Origin of the sequence: Pseudomonas sp. B40(2017), assembly GCF_002112855.1 — a bacterium.
Taxonomy (GTDB): domain Bacteria; phylum Pseudomonadota; class Gammaproteobacteria; order Pseudomonadales; family Pseudomonadaceae; genus Aquipseudomonas; species Aquipseudomonas pharyngis.
In genome coordinates, this window is the sequence record NZ_NEIT01000003.1 from 520,142 (window position 1) to 540,150 (window position 20,009).

At 60.8% G+C, this 20,009-nt stretch carries 11 protein-coding genes and 1 other RNA gene; 8 read left to right on the top strand and 4 right to left on the bottom strand.

Annotated features, from left to right (window positions below):
• Window positions 1-70: 70 nt before the first annotated feature.
• Together xdhB and xdhA are read right to left on the bottom strand one after the other, a co-directional pair.
• Window positions 71-2,470 carry a xanthine dehydrogenase molybdopterin binding subunit gene (gene xdhB / locus CAF76_RS09865; protein WP_064594701.1) on the bottom strand — a complete coding sequence of 800 codons (2,400 nt, stop codon included), beginning with the start codon at window positions 2,468-2,470 and terminating at the stop codon, window positions 71-73.
• Window positions 2,463-3,917: a xanthine dehydrogenase small subunit gene (gene xdhA / locus CAF76_RS09870; RefSeq protein WP_085649042.1), complete on the bottom strand. Its 1,455-nt coding sequence runs from the start codon at window positions 3,915-3,917 to the stop codon at window positions 2,463-2,465. The genes xdhB and xdhA overlap by 8 nt, the downstream gene beginning before the upstream one ends.
• 266 nt (window positions 3,918-4,183) lie before the next feature.
• Here xdhA and CAF76_RS09875 point away from each other — a divergent pair, with 266 nt between their 5' ends.
• The 5 genes from CAF76_RS09875 to CAF76_RS09895 all read left to right on the top strand — a co-directional run bounded on the left by CAF76_RS09875 (window position 4,184) and on the right by CAF76_RS09895 (window position 13,138).
• Window positions 4,184-4,843 carry a GntR family transcriptional regulator gene (locus CAF76_RS09875; RefSeq protein ID WP_039770022.1) on the top strand — a complete coding sequence of 220 codons (660 nt, stop codon included), beginning with the start codon at window positions 4,184-4,186 and terminating at the stop codon, window positions 4,841-4,843.
• Window positions 4,844-4,845: 2 nt separating this feature from the next.
• The gene (gene smc, locus CAF76_RS09880; RefSeq protein ID WP_064594705.1) at window positions 4,846-8,334 is read left to right on the top strand and encodes a chromosome segregation protein SMC; all 3,489 of its coding nucleotides are present in this window, start codon (window positions 4,846-4,848) and stop codon (window positions 8,332-8,334) included.
• A 258-nt stretch (window positions 8,335-8,592) separates the two neighbouring features.
• A complete protein-coding gene (zipA, locus tag CAF76_RS09885; protein ID WP_064378762.1) occupies window positions 8,593-9,459 on the top strand; it encodes a cell division protein ZipA in 867 nt (288 codons plus the stop codon).
• A gap of 86 nt (window positions 9,460-9,545) precedes the next feature.
• The gene (gene ligA, locus CAF76_RS09890; protein WP_085649041.1) at window positions 9,546-11,903 is read left to right on the top strand and encodes an NAD-dependent DNA ligase LigA; all 2,358 of its coding nucleotides are present in this window, start codon (window positions 9,546-9,548) and stop codon (window positions 11,901-11,903) included.
• A gap of 68 nt (window positions 11,904-11,971) precedes the next feature.
• Complete coding sequence (locus CAF76_RS09895; RefSeq protein WP_085649040.1) at window positions 11,972-13,138, top strand: putative zinc-binding metallopeptidase; 1,167 nt, start codon at window positions 11,972-11,974, stop codon at window positions 13,136-13,138.
• A gap of 230 nt (window positions 13,139-13,368) precedes the next feature.
• Here the strand turns inward: CAF76_RS09895 and CAF76_RS28420 are convergent, their stop codons facing one another.
• A complete protein-coding gene (locus tag CAF76_RS28420; protein WP_143491850.1) occupies window positions 13,369-14,214 on the bottom strand; it encodes a hypothetical protein in 846 nt (281 codons plus the stop codon).
• Between the two features lie 478 nt (window positions 14,215-14,692).
• Between CAF76_RS28420 and ffs the strand changes: the two genes are divergently transcribed.
• Window positions 14,693-14,789, top strand: an RNA gene (gene ffs, locus CAF76_RS09900) — signal recognition particle sRNA small type.
• Window positions 14,790-15,021: 232 nt separating this feature from the next.
• Window positions 15,022-16,980: a hypothetical protein gene (locus CAF76_RS09905; RefSeq protein ID WP_085649039.1), complete on the top strand. Its 1,959-nt coding sequence runs from the start codon at window positions 15,022-15,024 to the stop codon at window positions 16,978-16,980.
• 9 nt (window positions 16,981-16,989) lie between these two features.
• On the opposite strand, the gene CAF76_RS09910 is transcribed toward CAF76_RS09905, so the two are convergent.
• Window positions 16,990-17,739, bottom strand: a complete 750-nt coding sequence (locus CAF76_RS09910; RefSeq protein WP_064594714.1) for an ABC transporter substrate-binding protein — start codon at window positions 17,737-17,739, stop codon at window positions 16,990-16,992.
• A 145-nt stretch (window positions 17,740-17,884) separates the two neighbouring features.
• On the opposite strand from CAF76_RS09910, the gene dnaX reads away from it, so the two are divergent.
• The gene (gene dnaX / locus CAF76_RS09915; protein ID WP_085649038.1) at window positions 17,885-19,969 is read left to right on the top strand and encodes a DNA polymerase III subunit gamma/tau; all 2,085 of its coding nucleotides are present in this window, start codon (window positions 17,885-17,887) and stop codon (window positions 19,967-19,969) included.
• Window positions 19,970-20,009: the final 40 nt, after the last annotated feature.

Below are 20,009 nucleotides of genomic sequence, written 5' to 3' on the forward strand. Positions count from 1 at the left end.
CAGGCTCGCTCCCACATGGGAATGCATCCAAATGTGGGAGCGAGCCTGCTCGCGATGGCCGCGCCTCGGTCTAGAGCGGAGCCAGCTCGGTTTCAGCTTCGACGGCTTTCACCGCCTTGAGCTGGCGCATCTGCTCGCAGCCCCACAACACCCGCTCCGGGGTCGCCGGCGCGTCGATCTTCGGCTGATGCTTGTAGTCGCCCAGACTGGCCACCGCATCCTTGATCGCGCACCACGCAGCGATGCCGAGCATGAACGGCGGCTCACCCACAGCCTTGGAGTGGAACACCGTGTCTTCCGGGTTCTTGCGGTTTTCCACCAGCTTCACCCGCAGGTCCAGCGGCATGTCCGCCACGGCCGGGATCTTGTAACTGGCCGGGCCGTTGGTCATCAGCTTGCCCTTGTTGTTCCACACCAGTTCTTCCATGGTCAGCCAGCCCATGCCCTGGACGAAGCCGCCCTCGACCTGGCCGATGTCGATGGCCGGGTTCAGCGAGGCGCCGACGTCGTGGAGGATGTCGGTACGGAGCATCTTGTACTCGCCGGTCAGGGTGTCGACGATCACTTCGCAGCACGCCGCGCCGAAGGCGAAGTAGTAGAACGGCCGGCCACGGGCCTGGCTGCGGTCGTAGTAGATTTTCGGGGTTTTGTAGAACCCGGTGCTCGACAGCGACACCTGATTGAAATACGCCAGCTGGATCAGCGCTTCGAAGGTCAGGATGTGGTCACGCACCCGTACGTGGCCGTTGTGGAATTCCACGTCTTCTTCGCTGACCTTGTAGTGCCGCGCGGCGAATTCGACCAGACGCCGCTTGATTGTCTCGGCAGCGTTCTGCGCCGCTTTGCCGTTCAGGTCGGCGCCGCTGGAGGCCGCGGTCGGCGAGGTGTTCGGCACTTTGTCGGTGTTGGTCGCGGTGATCTGCACGCGGTCCATTTCCACCTGGAACACTTCGGCCACGACCTGCGCGACTTTGGTGTTCAGGCCCTGGCCCATTTCCGTGCCGCCGTGGTTCAGGTGGATGCTGCCGTCGGTGTAGACGTGTACCAAGGCGCCTGCCTGGTTGAGGAAGCTGGCAGTGAAGGAAATGCCGAATTTCACCGGGGTCAGCGCCAGGCCTTTTTTCAGGATCGGGCTGTTGGCGTTGTAGCGACGGATCGCTTCGCGGCGCTCGGCGTACTGGCTGCTTTCTTCCAGCTCGGCGGTCATCTCTTCGAGCATGTTGTGCTCGACGGTCTGGTAGTAATGGGTGACGTTGCGCTCGGTCTTGCCGTAGTAGTTGGCCTTGCGCACGGCCAGCGGATCGAGGTTCAAATGACGGGCGATGGCGTCCATCACTTCTTCGATCGCGACCATCCCTTGCGGGCCGCCGAAACCACGGTACGCGGTGTTCGACGCGGTGTTGGTCTTGCAGCGGTGACCGTTGATGGTCGCATCGCCGAGGTAGTACGAGTTGTCCGAGTGGAACATCGCACGGTCAACGATCGAGGCCGACAGGTCAGGCGAGCAGCCGCAGTTACCGGCCAGATCCATGGCGATGCCGTGCAGGCGCCCGGTGCTGTCGAAGCCGACGTCGTACTCGACGTAGAACGGGTGACGCTTGCCGGTCATCAGCATGTCTTCGACACGCGGCAGGCGCATCTTGGTCGGCTGACCGGTGAGGTGCGCGATCACTGCGCACAGGCAGGCCGGGCTCGCGGCCTGGGTTTCCTTGCCGCCGAAACCACCGCCCATGCGGCGCATGTCGACCACGATCTTGTTCATCGAAACGTCGAGGACTTCGGCCACCAGTTTCTGCACTTCGGTGGGGTTCTGGGTCGAGCAGTAGACGATCATGCCGCCGTCTTCGGTCGGCATCACCGAGGAGATCTGGGTTTCCAGATAGAAGTGTTCCTGGCCGCCGATGTGCAGCGTGCCTTGAATGCGATGCTCGGCTGTGGCCAACGCGTTGGCCGAATCGCCGCGCTGATGGGTGTGGCTGTCGAGCACGAAGTGGCGTTTGCGCAGGGCTTCGACCACGTCCAGCACCGGCTCCAGATCTTCGTATTCGATGATCGCGGCCATGGCGGCCTTGCGTGCGGTTTCCAGATCTTTCGCGGCCACGGCCAGCACCGGCTGACCGACGAACTGCACGTCATCAATAGCCAGCAGCGGATCACCCGGCAGCAGCGGGCCGATGTCTTTCAGGCCCGGCACGTCTTCATGGGTGATGGCGATGCGTACGCCTTCGAAGGCGTAGCAGGGCTGGGTGTCGATGCTGATGATTTTCGCGTGGGCGCGATCCGACAGCCGCGCGTAAACGTGCAACTGGTTGGGGAATTCCAGGCGGTCATCGATGTATTGCGCTTCACCGGACACATGTTTGGCGGCGCTGTCGTGCTTGACGCTGCGGCCGACGCCGGTGGTCAGGTCTTTGGCGAACAGTTCAGCCAGTTCAGCTTGCGTTTTCTCTACGCCGTGATGGTTAGACATAAGCGGTCACCCGAGTCTCGATGTGCGGTGTTTGCAGTTCGATGAAGTATTTGCGCAGCAGGTTCTGCGCGCTGAGCAGGCGATATTCCTTGCTGGCGCGGAAGTCAGAGAGCGGGGTGAAATCCTCGCCCAGCGCGGTGCAGGCGCGTTCGACCACTGCGTTGTTGAACGGCTGGCCGAGCAGCACCGCTTCGCAATGAGCGGCGCGTTTCGGGATCGCGGCCATGCCGCCGAAGGCGACGCGCGCGTCAGTGATGACGCCGTTCTCGACACGCAGGTTGAACGCGGCGCAGACGGCAGAGATGTCGTCGTCCAGACGCTTGGAGACTTTGTAGGCGCGGAAACGCTGCTCGGCCGTGGCGCGCGGGACGATGATCTTCTCGATGAACTCGCTTTCCTGACGCGCAGTGACCCGGTAATCGATGAAGTAATCCTCGAGCGCCAGTGTGCGGCGGGTCTCGCCCTTGCACAGCACGATCTGCGCGCCGAGGGCGATCAGCAGGGGCGGCGAGTCACCGATCGGCGAGGCGTTGCCGATGTTGCCGCCCAGAGTGCCCTGGTTGCGGATCTGCAGGGAGGCGAAGCGGTGCAGCAGCTCGCCGAAGTCCGGGTACTCGGCGTTCAACGCTTCGTAGCAGTCGGAGAGGGCGGTGGCGGCGCCGATTTCGATGCGATCCTCGAAGTGCTCGATGCGTTTCATTTCGGCGACGTTGCCGACGTAGATCATCACCGGCAACGTGCGGTGGAACTGAGTGACTTCCAGCGCCAGATCGGTGCCGCCGGCCAGCAGGCGGGCCTGTGGATAAGCGTCGTAGAGATCGGCCAGATCGGCCACGGTCAGCGGCACCAGGCAGCGTTTGTCGCCGCTGTTGAGTTCGCCGATCGACGTCGGGGCAATGGCTTTGAGGCGGGCGATGGTTTCCGCTTCACGGGCGTCGAACTGATCCGGTTGCTTGGCGCAGCAGGATTGTTCGGCGGCGGCCAGGATCGGCCGGTAGCCGGTGCAGCGGCAGAGATTGCCGGCCAGCGCTTCGTGGGCCTTGGCCTGATCCGGTGCATCGCTGTTCTTTTGCAGGGCGAACAGCGACATCACGAAACCGGGGGTACAGAAACCGCACTGCGAACCGTGGCACTCGACCATGGCTTTCTGCACGCTGTGCAGTTCGCCCTTGTGCTTGAGGTCTTCGACGCTGATCAATTGTTTGCCGTGCAGCGACGACACGAACGTCAGGCACGAGTTGAGGCTGCGATAGCGAATATGTTCGCGGCCATCGTCATCCGTCTGCAACTCGCCGACCACCACCGTACACGCGCCGCAGTCACCGCTGGCGCAGCCTTCTTTGGTGCCGGATTTACCCACGTGTTCGCGCAGGTAGTTGAGCACAGTCAGGTTCGGGTCCAGGGCGTGCTCGCTACGGAGTTCCTGGTTAAGTAAAAACTGGATCACGGAAGGCCTCGCAGACTCATTATTGTTGTTGAGCGACTTGAGCCGAATTTAGCAGGTCTGACTTTTCGGTCAATGGTTTTCTGACTTAAAGGTCAGGAAAAGCCGTTTTGTCGCTCAACCACGTGTCTCTTCAGTATTGACCCTCATTGGATCAAGCGCTTTTTTGCGGGATTCGTGCCAAAAACCGCTGTGCGGGCACTCCGCCATGACCGCGCATTGCGCTACACTGCGCCGCTTGTGCAGATCGAAGAGTTTGAAGGACAACCATGACGTTCAAGGCGCCGGACAGCCTCGCCGAGCAAATCGCTCACCACCTCGCCGAACGGATCATTCGCGGCGAAATGAAGCCGGGAGAGCGCATCCAGGAACAGAAGGTCACGCTGGCGCTGAACGTCAGCCGCGGTTCGGTCCGCGAAGCCTTGCTGATCCTCGAGCGCCGTCACCTGATCGCGATCCTGCCGCGCCGTGGCGCCCACGTCACCGAGCTTACGGCGCACAAGGTGCAGAGCCTGTGCACGCTGATGAGCGAGCTGTACATCCTGCTCGGCAACGCAGTGGCCAATGGCTGGCAGACCCAGGCCGACATGGCGCCGTTCGTGCAGATCCAGCAGCGCCTGACCGCCAGCTACGAGCGTCAGGACATCCGCACCTTCGTCGACGACAGCTTCAACGTGATGCGCGCCGCGTACCCGTTCGCCAACAACCCGTACCTGCAGGAAACCGTCGAGAACCTGCAACCGGCCATGAGCCGTGCGTACTTCCTCGCGCTGGAGCAGCGCAAGGCCGAGATGAGCGAGTTCCTCGACCTGTTCGAACGCCTGCTCGCCGCCGTCCTCGCCCGTGACCTGCCGCAGATCCGCATCGTGCTGACGGCTTACGCCCAGCGCAGCTGCGATCTGGTGGTGTCCGCCCTGACGGTTGCCTGACCTTGCGGCTCAAGTGCATCAAGCTGGCGGGGTTCAAATCCTTCGTCGACCCGACCACGGTGAACTTCCCCAGCAACATGGCGGCGGTCGTCGGGCCGAACGGTTGCGGCAAGTCGAACATCATCGACGCCGTGCGCTGGGTGATGGGCGAGAGCTCGGCCAAGAACCTGCGCGGCGAGTCGATGACCGACGTCATCTTCAATGGCTCGACCAGCCGCAAACCGGTGAGCCAGGCGAGCATCGAGCTGGTGTTCGACAACTCCGACGGCACGCTGCTGGGCGAGTGGGCGGCCTACGCGGAAATTTCGATCCGCCGCAAAGTGACCCGCGACAGCCAGACGACTTATTACCTCAACGGCGCCAAATGCCGTCGTCGCGACATCACCGACATTTTCCTCGGCACCGGCCTCGGCCCGCGCAGTTACTCGATCATCGAACAGGGGATGATCTCCAAGCTGATCGAGTCCAAACCGGAAGACCTGCGTAACTTCATCGAAGAAGCCGCCGGCATCTCCAAGTACAAGGAGCGCCGACGCGAGACCGAAAACCGCATCCGCCGCACCCACGAAAACCTGGCCCGTCTGACCGACCTGCGCGAAGAGCTCGAGCGCCAGCTCGAACGCTTGCACCGTCAGGCCGAGGCCGCCAAGAAGTATCAGGAATACAAGGCTGAAGAGCGCCAGCTCAAGGCGCAACTGTCGGCCCTGCGCTGGCAGGATCTGAACGATCAGGTCAGCCAGCGTGAATCGATCATCGGCAACCAGGAAATCAGCTTCGAAGCGCTGGTTGCCGAGCAGCGCAACGCCGACGCCGCCATTGAGCGCCTGCGCGACGGTCACCACGACCTGTCCGAGCGCTTCAATCTGGTGCAGGGGCGCTTCTATTCGGTCGGCGGCGACATCGCCCGGGTCGAGCAGAGCATTCAGCACGGTCAGCAACGCTTGCGCCAATTGCAGGACGATCTGAAAGAAGCCGAGCGCGCACGCCTCGAAACCGAATCGCACCTGGGCCACGACCGCACCTTGCTGCTGACCCTTGGCGAAGAACTTGATCAACTGACTCCCGAGCAGGAAATCACCAACGCCGCCGCCGAAGAAGCCGCCGCTGCGCTGGAAGATTCCGAAGCCGTCATGCACGGCTGGCAGGAGCAGTGGGACGCCTTCAACCTGACCGCCGCTGAACCGCGCCGTCAGGCCGAAGTGCAGCAGTCGCGCATCCAGCAGCTGGAATCCAGCATGGAGCGTCTCGCCGATCGGCAAAAGCGTCTCGGCGAAGAGCGGGCGCTGCTGTCGGCCGATCCGGAAGACGCGGCGATCATGGAGCTCAGCGAACAGCTCGCCGAGTCCGAAGCCACCCTTGAAGATTTGCAGACCAGCGAAGAAGCTCAGGTCGAAAAACTCGAGCAACTGCGGCAGGAACTGCAGCAGGCGTTGACCGCGCAGCAACAGGCGCAGGGCGATTTGCAGCGCCTCAACGGTCGCCTCGCATCCCTCGAAGCCTTGCAGCAGGCCGCGCTCGATCCGGGCACCGGCACTGCTGAATGGTTGAAAGAACACAACCTCACCGAGCGTCCGCGTCTGGCCGAAGGCCTGAAGGTCGAGGCCGGTTGGGAGCTGGCGGTGGAAACCGTGCTCGGTGCCGATCTGCAAGCAGTGCTGGTGGATGATTTCGACGGCTTTGATCTGTCCGGTTTTGCCCAGGGCGATCTGCGTTTGCTCAGCCCTGGCAATGACGGCGTGCGCGTGGCCGGCAGCCTGCTGGACAAGGTCGAGGCGCAGGTGGACTTGTCGCCTTGGCTCGCTCAGGTCAAACCGGTCGACAGCCTTGAGCAGGCACTCGCCTTGCGCGGCCAACTAGCTGCCGGGCAGAGTCTGATCAGCCGCGACGGTTACTGGGTCGGCCGGCATTTCCTGCGGGTGCGCCGCGCCAGCGAAGCCGAAAGCGGCATGCTTGCACGCGGCCAGGAAATCGAATCGCTGCATGCGGAACGCGAAGAGCGTGAAGCCACGGTCGAGGCCATGGAAACCCGTCTGCAAACCCTGCGCGCGCAACAGCGTCAGCAGGAAAACGGTCGCGAACATCTGCGTCGTTTGCTGCAAGACGAAGCCCGTCAGCAAGGCGAATTGAAAGCTCAGCTGTCCGCTGGCAAAGCCAAGGCCGAGCAGTTGAACCTGCGTCGCACCCGCCTCGACGAAGAGCTGGTCGAGCTCGCCGAGCAGCGCGAGCTGGAACACGAAAACATCGGCGAAGCGCGGATCCAGTTGCAGGACGCCCTCGACGCCATGGCCCTCGACACCGAGCAGCGCGAATTGCTGCTGGCCCAGCGCGACAGTCTGCGCGAACGTCTGGATCGGGTGCGTCAGGAAGCCCGTCAGCACAAGGATCACGCGCATCAATTGGCCGTGCGCCTCGGCTCGTTGCGGGCCCAGCATGATTCGACTCGCCAGGCCCTTGAGCGTCTGGAAATGCAGGCCGAGCGTCTCACCGAAAAACGTGAACAGCTCAGCCTGAATCTGGAGGAGGGCGAGGCGCCGCTGGAAGAATTGCGCCTCAAACTCGAAGAATTGCTCGACAAGCGCATGAGCGTCGACGACGAACTCAAGACCGCCCAGATCGCTCTGGAAGACGCTGACCGCGAACTGCGCGACGCGGAAAAACGCCGGACCCAGGCCGAGCAGCAATCGCAATTGATCCGTGGCCAGCTCGAACAGCAACGCATGGAATGGCAGGCCCTGACCGTGCGCCGCAAGGCCCTGCAGGATCAATTGCTGGAAGACGGCTACGATCTGCACGGCGTGCTCAATACTCTGACCGCCGAGGCCAGCGAGAAGGCTGCCGAAGAAGAACTTGAACGCATCGCCGCGCGGATTCAGCGCCTGGGCGCGATCAACCTCGCGGCGATCGACGAATACCAGCAACAATCCGAGCGTAAACGTTATCTGGATGCCCAGGACGCCGATCTGGTGGAGGCGCTGGAGACCCTGGAAAACGTCATCCGCAAGATCGACAAGGAAACCCGTAACCGTTTCAAAGATACCTTTGATCAGATCAATGGCGGTTTACAGGCACTTTTCCCAAAAGTTTTCGGTGGCGGGCGGGCGTATTTGGAACTGACGGGCGAAGATCTACTCGATACAGGGGTGACGATCATGGCGCAACCGCCCGGGAAGAAGAACAGCACCATCCATTTGCTCTCCGGTGGCGAGAAGGCCCTGACCGCGCTGGCACTGGTTTTTGCGATCTTCAAATTGAATCCGGCGCCGTTCTGCATGCTCGATGAGGTTGACGCACCACTGGATGACGCTAACGTTGGACGCTACGCACGATTGGTCAAAGAGATGTCGCAGACTGTGCAGTTCATCTATATCACCCACAACAAGATCGCCATGGAAATGGCTGACCAGTTGATGGGGGTGACGATGCACGAGCCGGGTTGTTCGCGACTGGTAGCCGTGGATGTCGAGGAGGCGATGGCGATGGTGGATGCCTGAGCCGGCGCTGTCGGAAAGGGTATCTGTAGTCTGTAGGACATATTTACCGGCTTCGACTTGCTGGCCAATCGACATAATCGCGCAAGCCAATGAGACAGACGGTGTAAAGTTGTCTTTGGTCGTGCTAGTTTAATGTCAATTTTTCGTATACGTGGGCAAAACGCCTGTCAGAACATAGAGTTGGCGCCACGTTTTAAAGCGGTTTGCACAGTGTAAACCCCTTATTTTTCAGCATTTTTTATAGAGGCACGGGATTACATGGAAATCGGTCTGCGCGAGTGGCTGATCGTCATCGGCATCATTGTGATAGCCGGTATTCTTTTCGATGGCTGGCGCCGTATGCGCGGCGGCAAGGGAAAACTGAAATTCCGTCTTGACCGAAGTCTGTCCAACCTGCCGGACGAGGACACCAGCGCCGAACTGCTGGGCCCGGCCCGCGTGCTGGATACCCATAAAGAGCCACAACTGGACGAACACGATCTGCCATCGGTGAGCATGCCGGCCCGCGAAGCACGCGAGCCTCGCGAATCCGGTTCCAAGCGCGGCAAGCGTGGCAGCAACGGTCCGGCCCAGGGCGACCTGAACCTCGATCTGGATCTGGACGGCGGCCCGAGCTTCAGCAGCCGTGACGATGATTTTGTCGAACCTGCCGCCAAGTCGTCGCCTGCAGTGGCCGACAAGGATCAGCCGCAAGCCGAAGAAGTGCTGGTGATCAGCGTGATCTGCCGCGACCCGGCCGGCTTCAAAGGCCCGGCACTGCTGCAGAACATTCTGGAAAGCGGTCTGCGTTTCGGCGAGATGGATATCTTCCACCGTCACGAAAGCATGGCCGGCAACGGTGAAGTGCTGTTCTCCATGGCCAACGCGGTCAAGCCGGGCATTTTCGATCTGGACGACATCGACCATTTCAGCACCCCGGCGGTGAGCTTCTTCCTCGGCCTGCCAGGCCCGCGTCATCCGAAGCAGGCCTTCGACGTGATGGTGGCGGCAGCCCGCAAGCTGTCCCAGGAACTGAACGGCGAATTAAAAGATGACCAGCGCAGCGTCCTGACCGCGCAGACCATCGAGCACTACCGTCAGCGCATCGTTGAATTCGAACGCCGCGCCCTGACCCAGAAGCGTTGATTGAAAAGGTTGCCTCGCGATAAAGAGGCAATCGGCAAATAGATTGAGCAGCCTCGGCTGCTCTTTTGCTTTATGAGAGAACACCCATGACTGCCGCCAAAGACCGCATTCTAGAGCTGCGCGCTGAACTCGATCAGCACAACTACCGTTACCACGTCCTCGATGAGCCGAGCATTCCGGATGCCGAGTACGACCGGTTGTTCCACGAGCTCAAGGCGCTGGAAGCGGCCAACCCGGAACTGATCACCAGCGACTCGCCGACCCAGCGCGTCGGCAGCGTGGCGCTGACCGCGTTCACCCAGGTGCGTCACGAAGTGCCGATGCTCAGCCTCGGCAACGCCTTCGAAGAAACCGACATGCGCGAGTTCGACCGTCGGGTGACCGAAGGTCTGGACCTGCCGGCCGGTGACCTGTTCGGCGGTGGCGCGGCGGTGGAATACAGCTGCGAGCCGAAACTCGATGGCCTGGCGGTCAGCCTGCTGTATCAGGACGGCGTGCTGGTGCGCGGCGCCACGCGCGGCGATGGCACCACCGGCGAAGACATCAGCGTCAACGTGCGCACGGTGCGCAACATCCCCCTGAAACTGCACGGCACGGGCTGGCCGGCGACCCTTGAAGTGCGCGGCGAAGTGTTCATGTCCAAGGCCGGTTTCGAACGCCTCAACGCTTCGCAACTGGAAGTCGGCGGCAAAACCTTCGCCAACCCGCGCAACGCCGCCGCCGGCAGCCTGCGTCAGCTGGATTCGAAGATCACCGCCAACCGCCCGCTGGAATTCTGCTGCTACGGCATCGGTCAGGTCTCTCACGACATCGCCGACACTCACATCGGCAACCTCAAACAGCTGCAAGCCTGGGGCATGCCGATCAGCCACGAATTGAAACTGGCCAAGGGCATTGGCGAATGCCTGGATTACTACCGCGATATCGGCGAACGCCGTAATTCGCTGGCCTATGAAATCGACGGTGTGGTGTTCAAGGTCAACAGCATTGCCGATCAGCGCGAGCTGGGCTTCCGCGCCCGCGAACCACGTTGGGCCATCGCCCACAAATTCCCGGCGATGGAAGAACTCACCGAGCTGCTCGACGTGGAATTCCAAGTCGGCCGCACCGGCGCCGTCACCCCTGTGGCGCGGTTGAAACCGGTCAAGGTCGCTGGTGTCACCGTGGCCAATGCCACGCTGCACAACATGGACGAAGTCGCCCGGTTGGGCCTGATGATCGGCGACACGGTGATCATTCGCCGCGCCGGTGACGTGATCCCGCAAGTGGTGCAGGTCGTCACCGAGCGTCGTCCCGAAGACGCGCGGCCGGTGCAGATTCCCGAGAGCTGCCCGGTTTGTGGTTCCCATGTCGAACGCACGCAACTGGTCAAACGCAGCAAGGGCAAGGAAACCATCAGCGAAGGCGCGGTGTATCGCTGCGTCGGCCGACTGGCGTGCGGTGCGCAACTCAAGCAGGCGATCATTCACTTCGTCTCCCGTCGCGCGATGGACATCGAAGGTCTTGGCGACAAGAGCGTCGAGCAGTTGGTGGACGAAGGTCTGGTCAGTTCGCCGGCCGATCTTTACGCCCTGAAGTTCGATGACATCGTCGACCTGGAAGGCTTCGCCGAGGTGTCGAGCAACAAGTTGCTGGCCGCCATTGAAGACAGCAAGAAACCGGGGCTGGCGCGCTTCATCTATGCGCTGGGCATTCCGGATGTCGGCGAGGAGACGGCCAAGGTGCTGGCGCGTTCGCTGGGGTCGCTGGAGCGTGTTCAGCAAGCCTTGCCGCAAGTGCTGACTTACCTGCCGGACATCGGTCTGGAAGTGGCGCACGAGATTCACAGCTTCTTCGAAGATGCGCACAACCGGCAGGTGATCACCGAGCTGCTGGGCCACGGTTTGCAGATTCAGGATCAGGGCGAGTTGGGCGCCGAGTTTGCCGCCAGTACCACGCTGGGTGGCTTCCTCGACAAGCTGCACATTCCTTCGGTGGGGCCGGGCGGGGCGCAGAAGCTGGCGGACAAGTTCGAAACGCTGGAAGGGGTGATGAACGCGGACTGGTTGGACATGCGCCAGGCATTGCCGGAGAAGCAGGCCAATTCGGTACGCGAGTTTTTTGCCTTGCCCGAGCATCGTCAACTGGCCGAAGACGCGGAGAAGCAGTTGCGCGATTTCGGCATGCACTGGCAAAGCGAAAAGAAAGTCGTCGAAGGCCTGCCGCTGGCCGGGGAAACCTGGGTGCTGACCGGCAAGGTCGAGTTGATGAGCCGCGACATCGCCAAGGAACACCTGGAAAGCCTCGGCGCCAAGGTTGCCGGCTCCGTGTCGGCCAAGACCCATTGCGTGGTCGCCGGGCCGGGCGCCGGGTCGAAACTGACCAAGGCCAACGAACTGGGTGTGAGGGTCATGGATGAGGAGGCGTTTATCGCGTTCCTGAAAGGACACGGTATTTCCGCCTGATGCAACGCGCGGGAACGATCAACTCGCGGGAATGATCTAGTCTTGGCAAGCCCAAGGGAGAGATCGCCATGTACCGCTTTTTCGAGCAGCTCAGTTCTCGCATCGTCGCGCCGTTCATGGGCGAATCCTCGCGCAACAGCAAAGTCTGGCCGTGTCGCTGCGGCCAGTCGCTGTTCTTTCGCAACAGCCAGTGCCTGGCCTGTAACGCGGCGCTGGGTTATCAACCGGAACACAGTCGGCTGACGTCACTGCAACCGGGGCCGCAAGAGGGCACCTGGACGCTGGACGCCGACCCCGACGCCGGGCTGTTTCGGCGCTGCGCCAACCTCGATACCCCGGCCGCCTGCAACTGGCTGCTGCCCGCCAACGATCACGATACCCTGTGCGCGGCCTGCGCTCTGAATCGCACCATTCCCGATCTGTCCGTCCCGGAAAACCCCGAACGCTGGCGCAAGGTGGAAATCGCCAAGCGGCGACTGGTCGCGCAACTGATCAGCCTCGGCCTGCCGGTCGTCCCGAAAACCGTCGACGAAGCCACCGGTCTGGCGTTCGATTTCATCGGCGTCGATCTGCAAGGCAACGCGCCGATGACCGGCCACGCCAACGGCCTGATCACCCTCGACATCGAAGAAGCCGACGACGCCCACCGCGAACGGGTCCGGGCGCAGATGCACGAACCCTATCGCACGTTGCTCGGGCACTTTCGCCACGAGGTCGGGCATTACTATTGGGATCGCCTGATCGACAACGGCCCGTGGCTCGGTTCATTCCGCAACCTGTTCGGCGACGAGCGCGCCAGTTATGCCGAGGCGCTGGAACGGCATTATCAACAGGGCGCGCCGGCGGACTGGTCGCAGCACTACGTCAGCGCCTACGCCACCATGCACCCATGGGAAGACTGGGCGGAAACCTGGGCGCATTACCTGCACATGATGGACGCGGTGGATACGGCGCTGGGTTTCGGCATGAGTGCCCGGGAGATGGACCTGGATTATCAGCCGTTTCCGTCGAGCACGCTGTACGACCCCGAGCATCCCGGCGGCGCGGCATTCCTGTCGTTCGTCAACGCGTGGATCGAACTGGCCGGCATGCTCAACGAACTGTCGCGCAGCATGGGCCAGCCGGATTTCTATCCGTTCGTGCTGCCGCCAGCGGCGATTGCCAAGCTGCACTTCATTCATCTGGTGATCCAGCAAGAGGGCGGCCGCGCGGACGAGGTGCTTCAGGCGCAATAAATTCAAAATTGCATCTTTCGGCGTTATGGTGACCCCGTCGGACTTCTGGAAACGATGGTTTGTGAACGTTGCCAGACCGGAGGGGAGCAGCCACCACAAGACATTGTGTGCCGAGAGTGGCAGCCGGGTCTGTATTTTTCAAAGCCCTGTTTTCGTTCGTCAAATTTAAACTATCTCTCCTTGTAGTCTGATTTGGCTATCTATTTAGATTGGATATTCAATCCGTGAGGTTATAGCGCAAATACAATCTCCGAGCCTCTGAGTTCGCAATGTTCAGCTGTGTGTGATTCAATCGAGATCTCAACGGTATTGTTGGTTGTGTCATGATCGAATAGGATTGTTGCCGTGCTTTCCGAAAAGCCGTCATTTATAACTAGTCTTGATTTTCCGTCAGGATAAAGAGAGTTTTTGTTGTTGGTGAGGGCGTAACGTCCACCAGAAGATGCGAAGCCTTGCAAGATGCGGCTATCTACCTTTACAAGTTCCTCAAAGATCATTTGATGAACAGCTGCTGCTGGGTTGTCTGATGTTGAAAGGTACATAGTAGTATTGGTTGTGAAAGTGAAGTAGGCATTATCTGGAACTACGGTGGACTTTTCTCCTTGGCTCGAGTAAGTGTTATTTTCTTCTCCGCCTGTCATCAGGTACTGAATGCCATGTTCTTCATGAAATTTTGTAGGGCTTTCGTCGGGATGGTGTGCCTGGTTGTCCACTATAAGCGCGATGTTTGTCTTGATGCCCCAGCTCCACCTTTCTTCAATTGATGCCTGGGGGCTAGCTGTAGTGTAAATAATTTTGCTGTCAACTTTCTTTAAGTTAAATATAACTTTTGTTGCTGGGTTGGTCATTTCTAATGTGGTCGAATCTGAGATGTAGGATACTTTTAATCCGTGGAGGTTGGGGCGAAGAGTAGTCGTCGTAGGGAAGCTCATACCGCCTGGCCAAGTGTTGATAAGCATCCAATCAGGATTTGTCAAACTGGTCCGCGTGTAAAGGGCTTGCGATAGCGAAAGGTTTTCCCAAGTCAGTATCGCGAATGGGGTTTTGTTTGAGGCGACCAACGGTTCGTTTTTCATTTTTGTTTCTCGCGAGAGATAAAGTTAGTTGTTTTACAGACGCTGGTGGCTATCTGTAGTACTAAAATGGTTATGACTAGATTTCATGTCTACTGTCATTTCTGACAGTCCCGATCAGCGGTAAAGAAAAAGAAGTGGACTGATATCGAATAGATACTCGTTGTTTATCGTCTCTTCCCAGATCTGCGGATAGGGCGGTCAGTTACACACTCAGCCCTTGGCAAGCCAAAACGGTGCTTCCACGCCGAGATACCTATGCCGGTTTTGAAGCGGCAGACGGCCTTGTGGGCAAGCTCGGCTTTTCACGGGGTACAGCTTGAGTAAGCCTTGAGACCTTGCAGAAGCTTCGTCTGTAACCAGGAATTTGCATGTCCTTGAAGCAGCTCATATTTTTAATCTGCAACGAGCGGTTGTAACTTCGTCTCAGATAGGTACAATGGCGCGGCTCGCCGACAGGCGAGTGTCGTTATGGTGACCCTATCGGTCCCCCCGCAACGATTACCCGTGAACCTGGTCAGAGCCGGAAGGCAGCAGCCACAGCGGGAACATTGTGTGCCGGGGTGTGGCTGGTAGGGTTACCACCTTAACGAACATCGAACGAATCAACACCGAACTGCATGGGTTTCGCCCACTGCGGTTTTTTTATGCCTGCGATTTGGCGTTTCGTACCCGAACCTCTTGCTCGCGAGGGCGCCGACACGGGGTAATCATTTGCTCTTCAATCCCGCATACTCGCAGCCACCGAAATAAATGAAGAGTCTGGCCAGGATCGACCCTGTAAGGTCCGCGTCCTGGCCGCGAGGTTTTATGCTCCCGGAACATTCCGATCTATCCAGCCCTGTGTTCTTGCCCGTCACGGATGAAACCTGCGCGAACCTGTTGCAGGCGGGTGGCGCCAAAGTGCTCGAAAGCCTCACCGATCCGGAGCTGGCGGCGGTGCTGGTCATCCAGAATCTGGTGCAGACGAAAGAGCAGGATCTCGGCGCCGTGGCGGCAGAGAAAATTCTGGCCAAGCTCTTGTCCTGGGCTGCTGAAACTCGGCAATCAACCACGGCGAGCCTGCTGTCGGAAGCGCAGCGACTGTTCGACCCGCGCAAACTGTATTTCGGCCTGAAGGTCCTGAATCCTCTGAACCTGCGTTTTCTGTCGGCCGAAGAAGTATCCGCACGCGACTACTTGTTGCCCGACGGCCAGTGGGACTTCGAATACAAGGTGCGGCGCCATCGCAGCCATGACCCGTTCAGCCAGCCGATAGTGACGCCCCGACAGCGCGAGCGCTGGTTGAGCCCGGCACAGGACAAACTGGTCAGAACTTTCCGCGCCAATCTGGACGAAGACCTGCATGTTCAAGGCTACGCAGGGATCGGCAAAAGCCATCTGTTGGTTGCCTTGCTGGAACACCTGCGCCCGGAGAAGACCCTGTTGCTGGCGCGCACCCCGGCCAAGCTCGAAGTTCTTCGTCAGCGCATGGTGGGGCCGAGCGAGAAGAAGGCTGGCAAGACCTTCCTGGCGTTTGCCCAGTCGCTGATGCTCGGGCGCAGGCCTCAGGCTGAAGGGGCGACTCGGATCCTCAGTCGCCAGGCGCTGGCGCAGGAACTGAATATCTTCGGTTTCCGCCACCACGACGGGCAGGCGACCCTTGAGCTCTGCCTCAAGGTGATCGAGCGCTACTGCCGCTTCCGCGATCACACCTTTTCGGCGAAGCATCTGCCGCATTTCAACCAGCCGCTCTCCAGCGTCGACGCTCAGGTGTTGCTGGAGTATTCGAGCCGGGTGTGGGGCTATCTCGAACTCAACCCGGCGTGGGGCAGCCAGACTGGTTTCGAAGCGCTGCTGATGATCAAGCGGGCCTGCATTGCTGGTTGCGTGGTGCCGGCGCGCTACACGCACGTGCTGATCGACGAGAGCCAGGATATTCCCGGGTCGCTGTTGCAGATCATCGAACGTGGCCGCCAAGTGCTGATCACCCTCGGCGACGAGTACCAGCAGGCCAGCGGCGTGCCGGTCAAACGGCACCGTGAGGTTCGCCAGAGCGATATCAGCTATTCCGTGCGTTCGGGTCGCAACGTCGAGCGGCTGGTCAATCCGCTGATCGCCCGGCACTCGCAGAAGGGCAAGATTCCGTTCGAAGGCGCCAGTGATGCTGACGTCCTGATCAAGGAATATCCGGAAGGTTTTGTGCCGCCCGAAGGCTGCGTGGTGCTGACGGCATCGCCGTGGGACACGATGATCTGGACCATCCACCTGCACGATGCCAACTGCAAGTTCAGATTCCCGGACAAGCGCACCCAGGATGAACTCAAGCATTTCATGGCCACCGCCATCGAACTGTTCAAACCTGACTTCTACCGTTCCGAATTCAGCGAAAACGGCGTGCATCCGTACTTCAGCGATCTGCCCGACTGGCAGGCTGTGTGCGACGCCAACCAGTTCGACGAGTCGTTTCTGCGGGTCAAGGCCAAGCTGGAAAACGGTTTCATGATTGCCGACCTGACACGCCTTACCCGAATGATCGACAACGCCGGCAACGGCTGCCTGCTGATGCTCGCGGAAGAGGCGGGTGGCATGGAGTTCGACAAGGTGCTACTGACACCGGGGCTGCTGACCAACGAGAAGTTCAAGGACGCCTACGCGTTCGATCAGCGGATCTGCGCCGTGTACATCGCCATCTCCCGGGCCAGGCTGAAGCTTTACGTGCCGTACGATGTGGTGGCGTGGGTCGAGTATCACGAGTACCAGCGGTTTCGTGATACGGCGGGGCATTGAGGGTCTGGCTTACGGTTCGCCGCCCGCGCTGCCGGTATACAACCGAATGATGTCATCAATCTCCCCCGACATTTTCATTCGCAGCAACGTCCTCAATATCTGCTGCACCGGCACGTTCGGATCATTGCGTACATAGCAGCCGACCTTCTGCTCCTGCAACACCGCCACCGCTTGCAGTTGTTGCCCCGGCAGCAGGCGCTGGTTGAACCAGTCCAGGGTCCATTGATTGCTCACGGCGTAGCGGTAGCGGCCGGCCAGCAGCTTGTCGAGCACCTGCTCCTGATTGCGCGCGTCTTCGCGCCAGAGTCGATCGGCGTCGAATATCGGTTGTAGCGTGGGGTAGCTGTAGCCGAGGACGGTGCCGATCGACTGGCGGGGCAGGTGGGCCGGATCGGCGCGGGGTGGTTGGTCCTGACGGCTGATCAGCAGGTCGCGCTGGAAGAACAGCGGCAGACTCCAGATATAGTCCCCGGACAGGTTCGGCAGCCAGGATTGTGCGGCATAGCAGCGCACGTCGACTTCGCCGTGTTCCATGGCGTTCTGCACCCGGGCGCGGGGCAGGACGTGAAATTGCGCCGGCACGCCGACCTGGGTCGCGAGGCTGAGCATCATGTCGTAGAGAATGCCCTGGGTCGGGCGGCCGCGTTCGATCTGCACCATCGGCATCGCCCAGCTGTCGGCAACGGCGAAGCGCAGTGGCGGTTGCGACGCCATCGCGCTCAGGCTGATTCCCAGTATTGCCCCCACGGCCCACCGCATAAACGCTCCGGTAATTCCCGATCCCGAACCGATAAAAGCCCCTGTCCATGCAGCTTAGCCAGAATAGACGAGCACACCGGATGCAATTTTGCCCTTGCTCCGCTAGCATTAGCCGCTTCTGCTTCCTTTGCCGCGACGGTTTTCGATGAGTTATCAGGTTCTTGCACGTAAATGGCGTCCGCGCTCGTTCCGCGAAATGGTCGGCCAGACCCATGTGCTCAAGGCTCTGATCAATGCCTTGGACAGCCAGCGCCTGCACCACGCCTACCTCTTCACGGGTACGCGGGGCGTCGGCAAGACCACGATTGCGCGGATCATCGCCAAATGCCTGAACTGTGAAACAGGTATCACTTCAAGCCCGTGCGGCGAGTGTTCGGTGTGCCGCGAGATCGATGAAGGCCGTTTCGTCGACCTGATCGAGATCGACGCCGCGAGCCGGACCAAGGTCGAGGACACCCGCGAGCTGCTCGACAACGTGCAGTACGCCCCGAGCCGCGGGCGCTTCAAGGTCTACCTGATCGACGAAGTGCACATGCTCTCCAGCCATTCCTTCAATGCGCTGCTGAAAACCCTCGAAGAGCCGCCGCCCTACGTCAAGTTCATCCTGGCGACCACCGACCCGCAGAAACTTCCGGCAACGATTTTGTCGCGATGCCTGCAGTTCTCCCTGAAGAACATGACGCCGGAGCGGGTGGTCGAGCATTTGACCCACGTTCTGGGCGCCGAAAACGTCCCGTTCGAAGACGACGCCCTGTGGCTGCTCGGCCGCGCGGCGGACGGTTCGATGCGTGACGCCATGAGCCTGACCGACCAGGCCATCGCCTTCGGTGAAGGCAAGGTATTGGCCGCCGATGTGCGGGCGATGCTCGGTACGCTGGATCACGGTCAGGTCTACGACGTGTTGCACGCGCTGATTGAAGGCGACGCCAAGGCGTTGCTCGAAGCCGTGCGTCATCTGGCCGAACAGGGCCCGGACTGGAACGGCGTGCTCTCGGAAATTCTCAATGTGCTGCACCGCGTCGCCATCGCCCAGGCCTTGCCGGAAGGTGTCGACAACGGCCACGGCGACCGTGACCGGGTGTTGGCGCTGGCCCAGGCCTTGCCGGCCGAAGACGTGCAGTTCTATTACCAGATGGGCCTGATCGGTCGCCGCGACTTGCCGCTGGCGCCGGACCCGCGAGGCGGTTTCGAAATGGTCCTGCTGCGGATGCTGGCCTTCCGGCCGGCGGACACGGCGGACGCCCCGAGGCAACCGCTAAAGCCAGTGGGGATCAGCCAGGCCACAGTTGATTCCGCAAACTCAGTGGCTGCCGCGCCGAAACCTGCGCCGGTAGTTGCTGCGGCTGTTGCACCCACACCCGCGCCAGCACCGGTGGTTACGCCTGCTCCCGAGCCTGCACCGGTTGCCCAGGTGATTGCGCCGGAACCCGTTCCTGAGCCAGAGCCAGAGCCGGTTGCCGTTGAGGAAGTTGTCGATCTGCCGTGGAATGACCCGGTAGAACCGGCGCCTGTGCAGCAGCCAGCGGTCGAGCCGGTGCTGGAAACCACCGCCGAACAACCCGATTTGCCGCCAATGCCACTGCCGACCCCGGACAGCGTCGTGCCGGACGCCCCGGAGTGGGCCGCCGCGCCGATCCCCGAGCCGTCAGTAGCCGACGTCGATGCCGCCACACCGGGCATGGACATGGACGACGAGCCGCCGCTGGACGAGGACTACATCGAGCCGGACATGGATTCGGCCTACAGTTACCTCGACGATCTGGCCAGCGAACACGCTGCAGAACCGGCCCCCGAGCCCGAGCCGGAACCTGCCGCCGCGCCGGCCACCGGTCTGGCCCTGCAATGGCTGGAGCTGTTCCCGCAACTGCCGATTTCCGGCATGACCGGCAGCATCGCCGCCAACTGCACGCTGATCGCGGTCGATGGCGACAACTGGCTGATGCACCTGGACCCGGCCCACAGCGCCTTGTTCAACGCCACCCAGCAGCGTCGCCTGAACGATGCGCTGAACCAGTTCCACGGACGCACGCTGACCCTGACCATCGAGCTGATCAAGCCCGAACAGGAAACCCCGGCCCAGGCCGCGTCCCGGCGCCGTGCCAACCGTCAGCGCGAGGCTGAAGAATCGATCCACGGCGATCCGTTCATCCAGCAGATGGTGCAGCAGTTCGGTGCGGTCGTGCGACACGATACTATTGAACCTGTCGACGCCCTGGTCAGTCAGGGCTAATAACTGAGGGCGTCCGGCCTGTATGGCCGGGCGCTGTTTT

Excerpts from the sequence above, each read along its gene's own strand:
- xdhB (WP_064594701.1), bottom strand. The coding sequence starts at position 2,470 with ATGTCTAACCATCACGGCGTAGAGAAAACGCAAGCTGAACTGGCTGAA.
- CAF76_RS09875 (WP_039770022.1), top strand. The coding sequence starts at position 4,184 with ATGACGTTCAAGGCGCCGGACAGCCTCGCCGAGCAAATCGCTCACCAC.
- zipA (WP_064378762.1), top strand. The coding sequence starts at position 8,593 with ATGGAAATCGGTCTGCGCGAGTGGCTGATCGTCATCGGCATCATTGTG.
- ligA (WP_085649041.1), top strand. The coding sequence starts at position 9,546 with ATGACTGCCGCCAAAGACCGCATTCTAGAGCTGCGCGCTGAACTCGAT.
- CAF76_RS09895 (WP_085649040.1), top strand. The coding sequence starts at position 11,972 with ATGTACCGCTTTTTCGAGCAGCTCAGTTCTCGCATCGTCGCGCCGTTC.
- CAF76_RS28420 (WP_143491850.1), bottom strand. The coding sequence starts at position 14,214 with ATGAAAAACGAACCGTTGGTCGCCTCAAACAAAACCCCATTCGCGATA.
- CAF76_RS09905 (WP_085649039.1), top strand. The coding sequence starts at position 15,022 with ATGCTCCCGGAACATTCCGATCTATCCAGCCCTGTGTTCTTGCCCGTC.
- CAF76_RS09910 (WP_064594714.1), bottom strand. The coding sequence starts at position 17,739 with ATGCGGTGGGCCGTGGGGGCAATACTGGGAATCAGCCTGAGCGCGATG.
- dnaX (WP_085649038.1), top strand. The coding sequence starts at position 17,885 with ATGAGTTATCAGGTTCTTGCACGTAAATGGCGTCCGCGCTCGTTCCGC.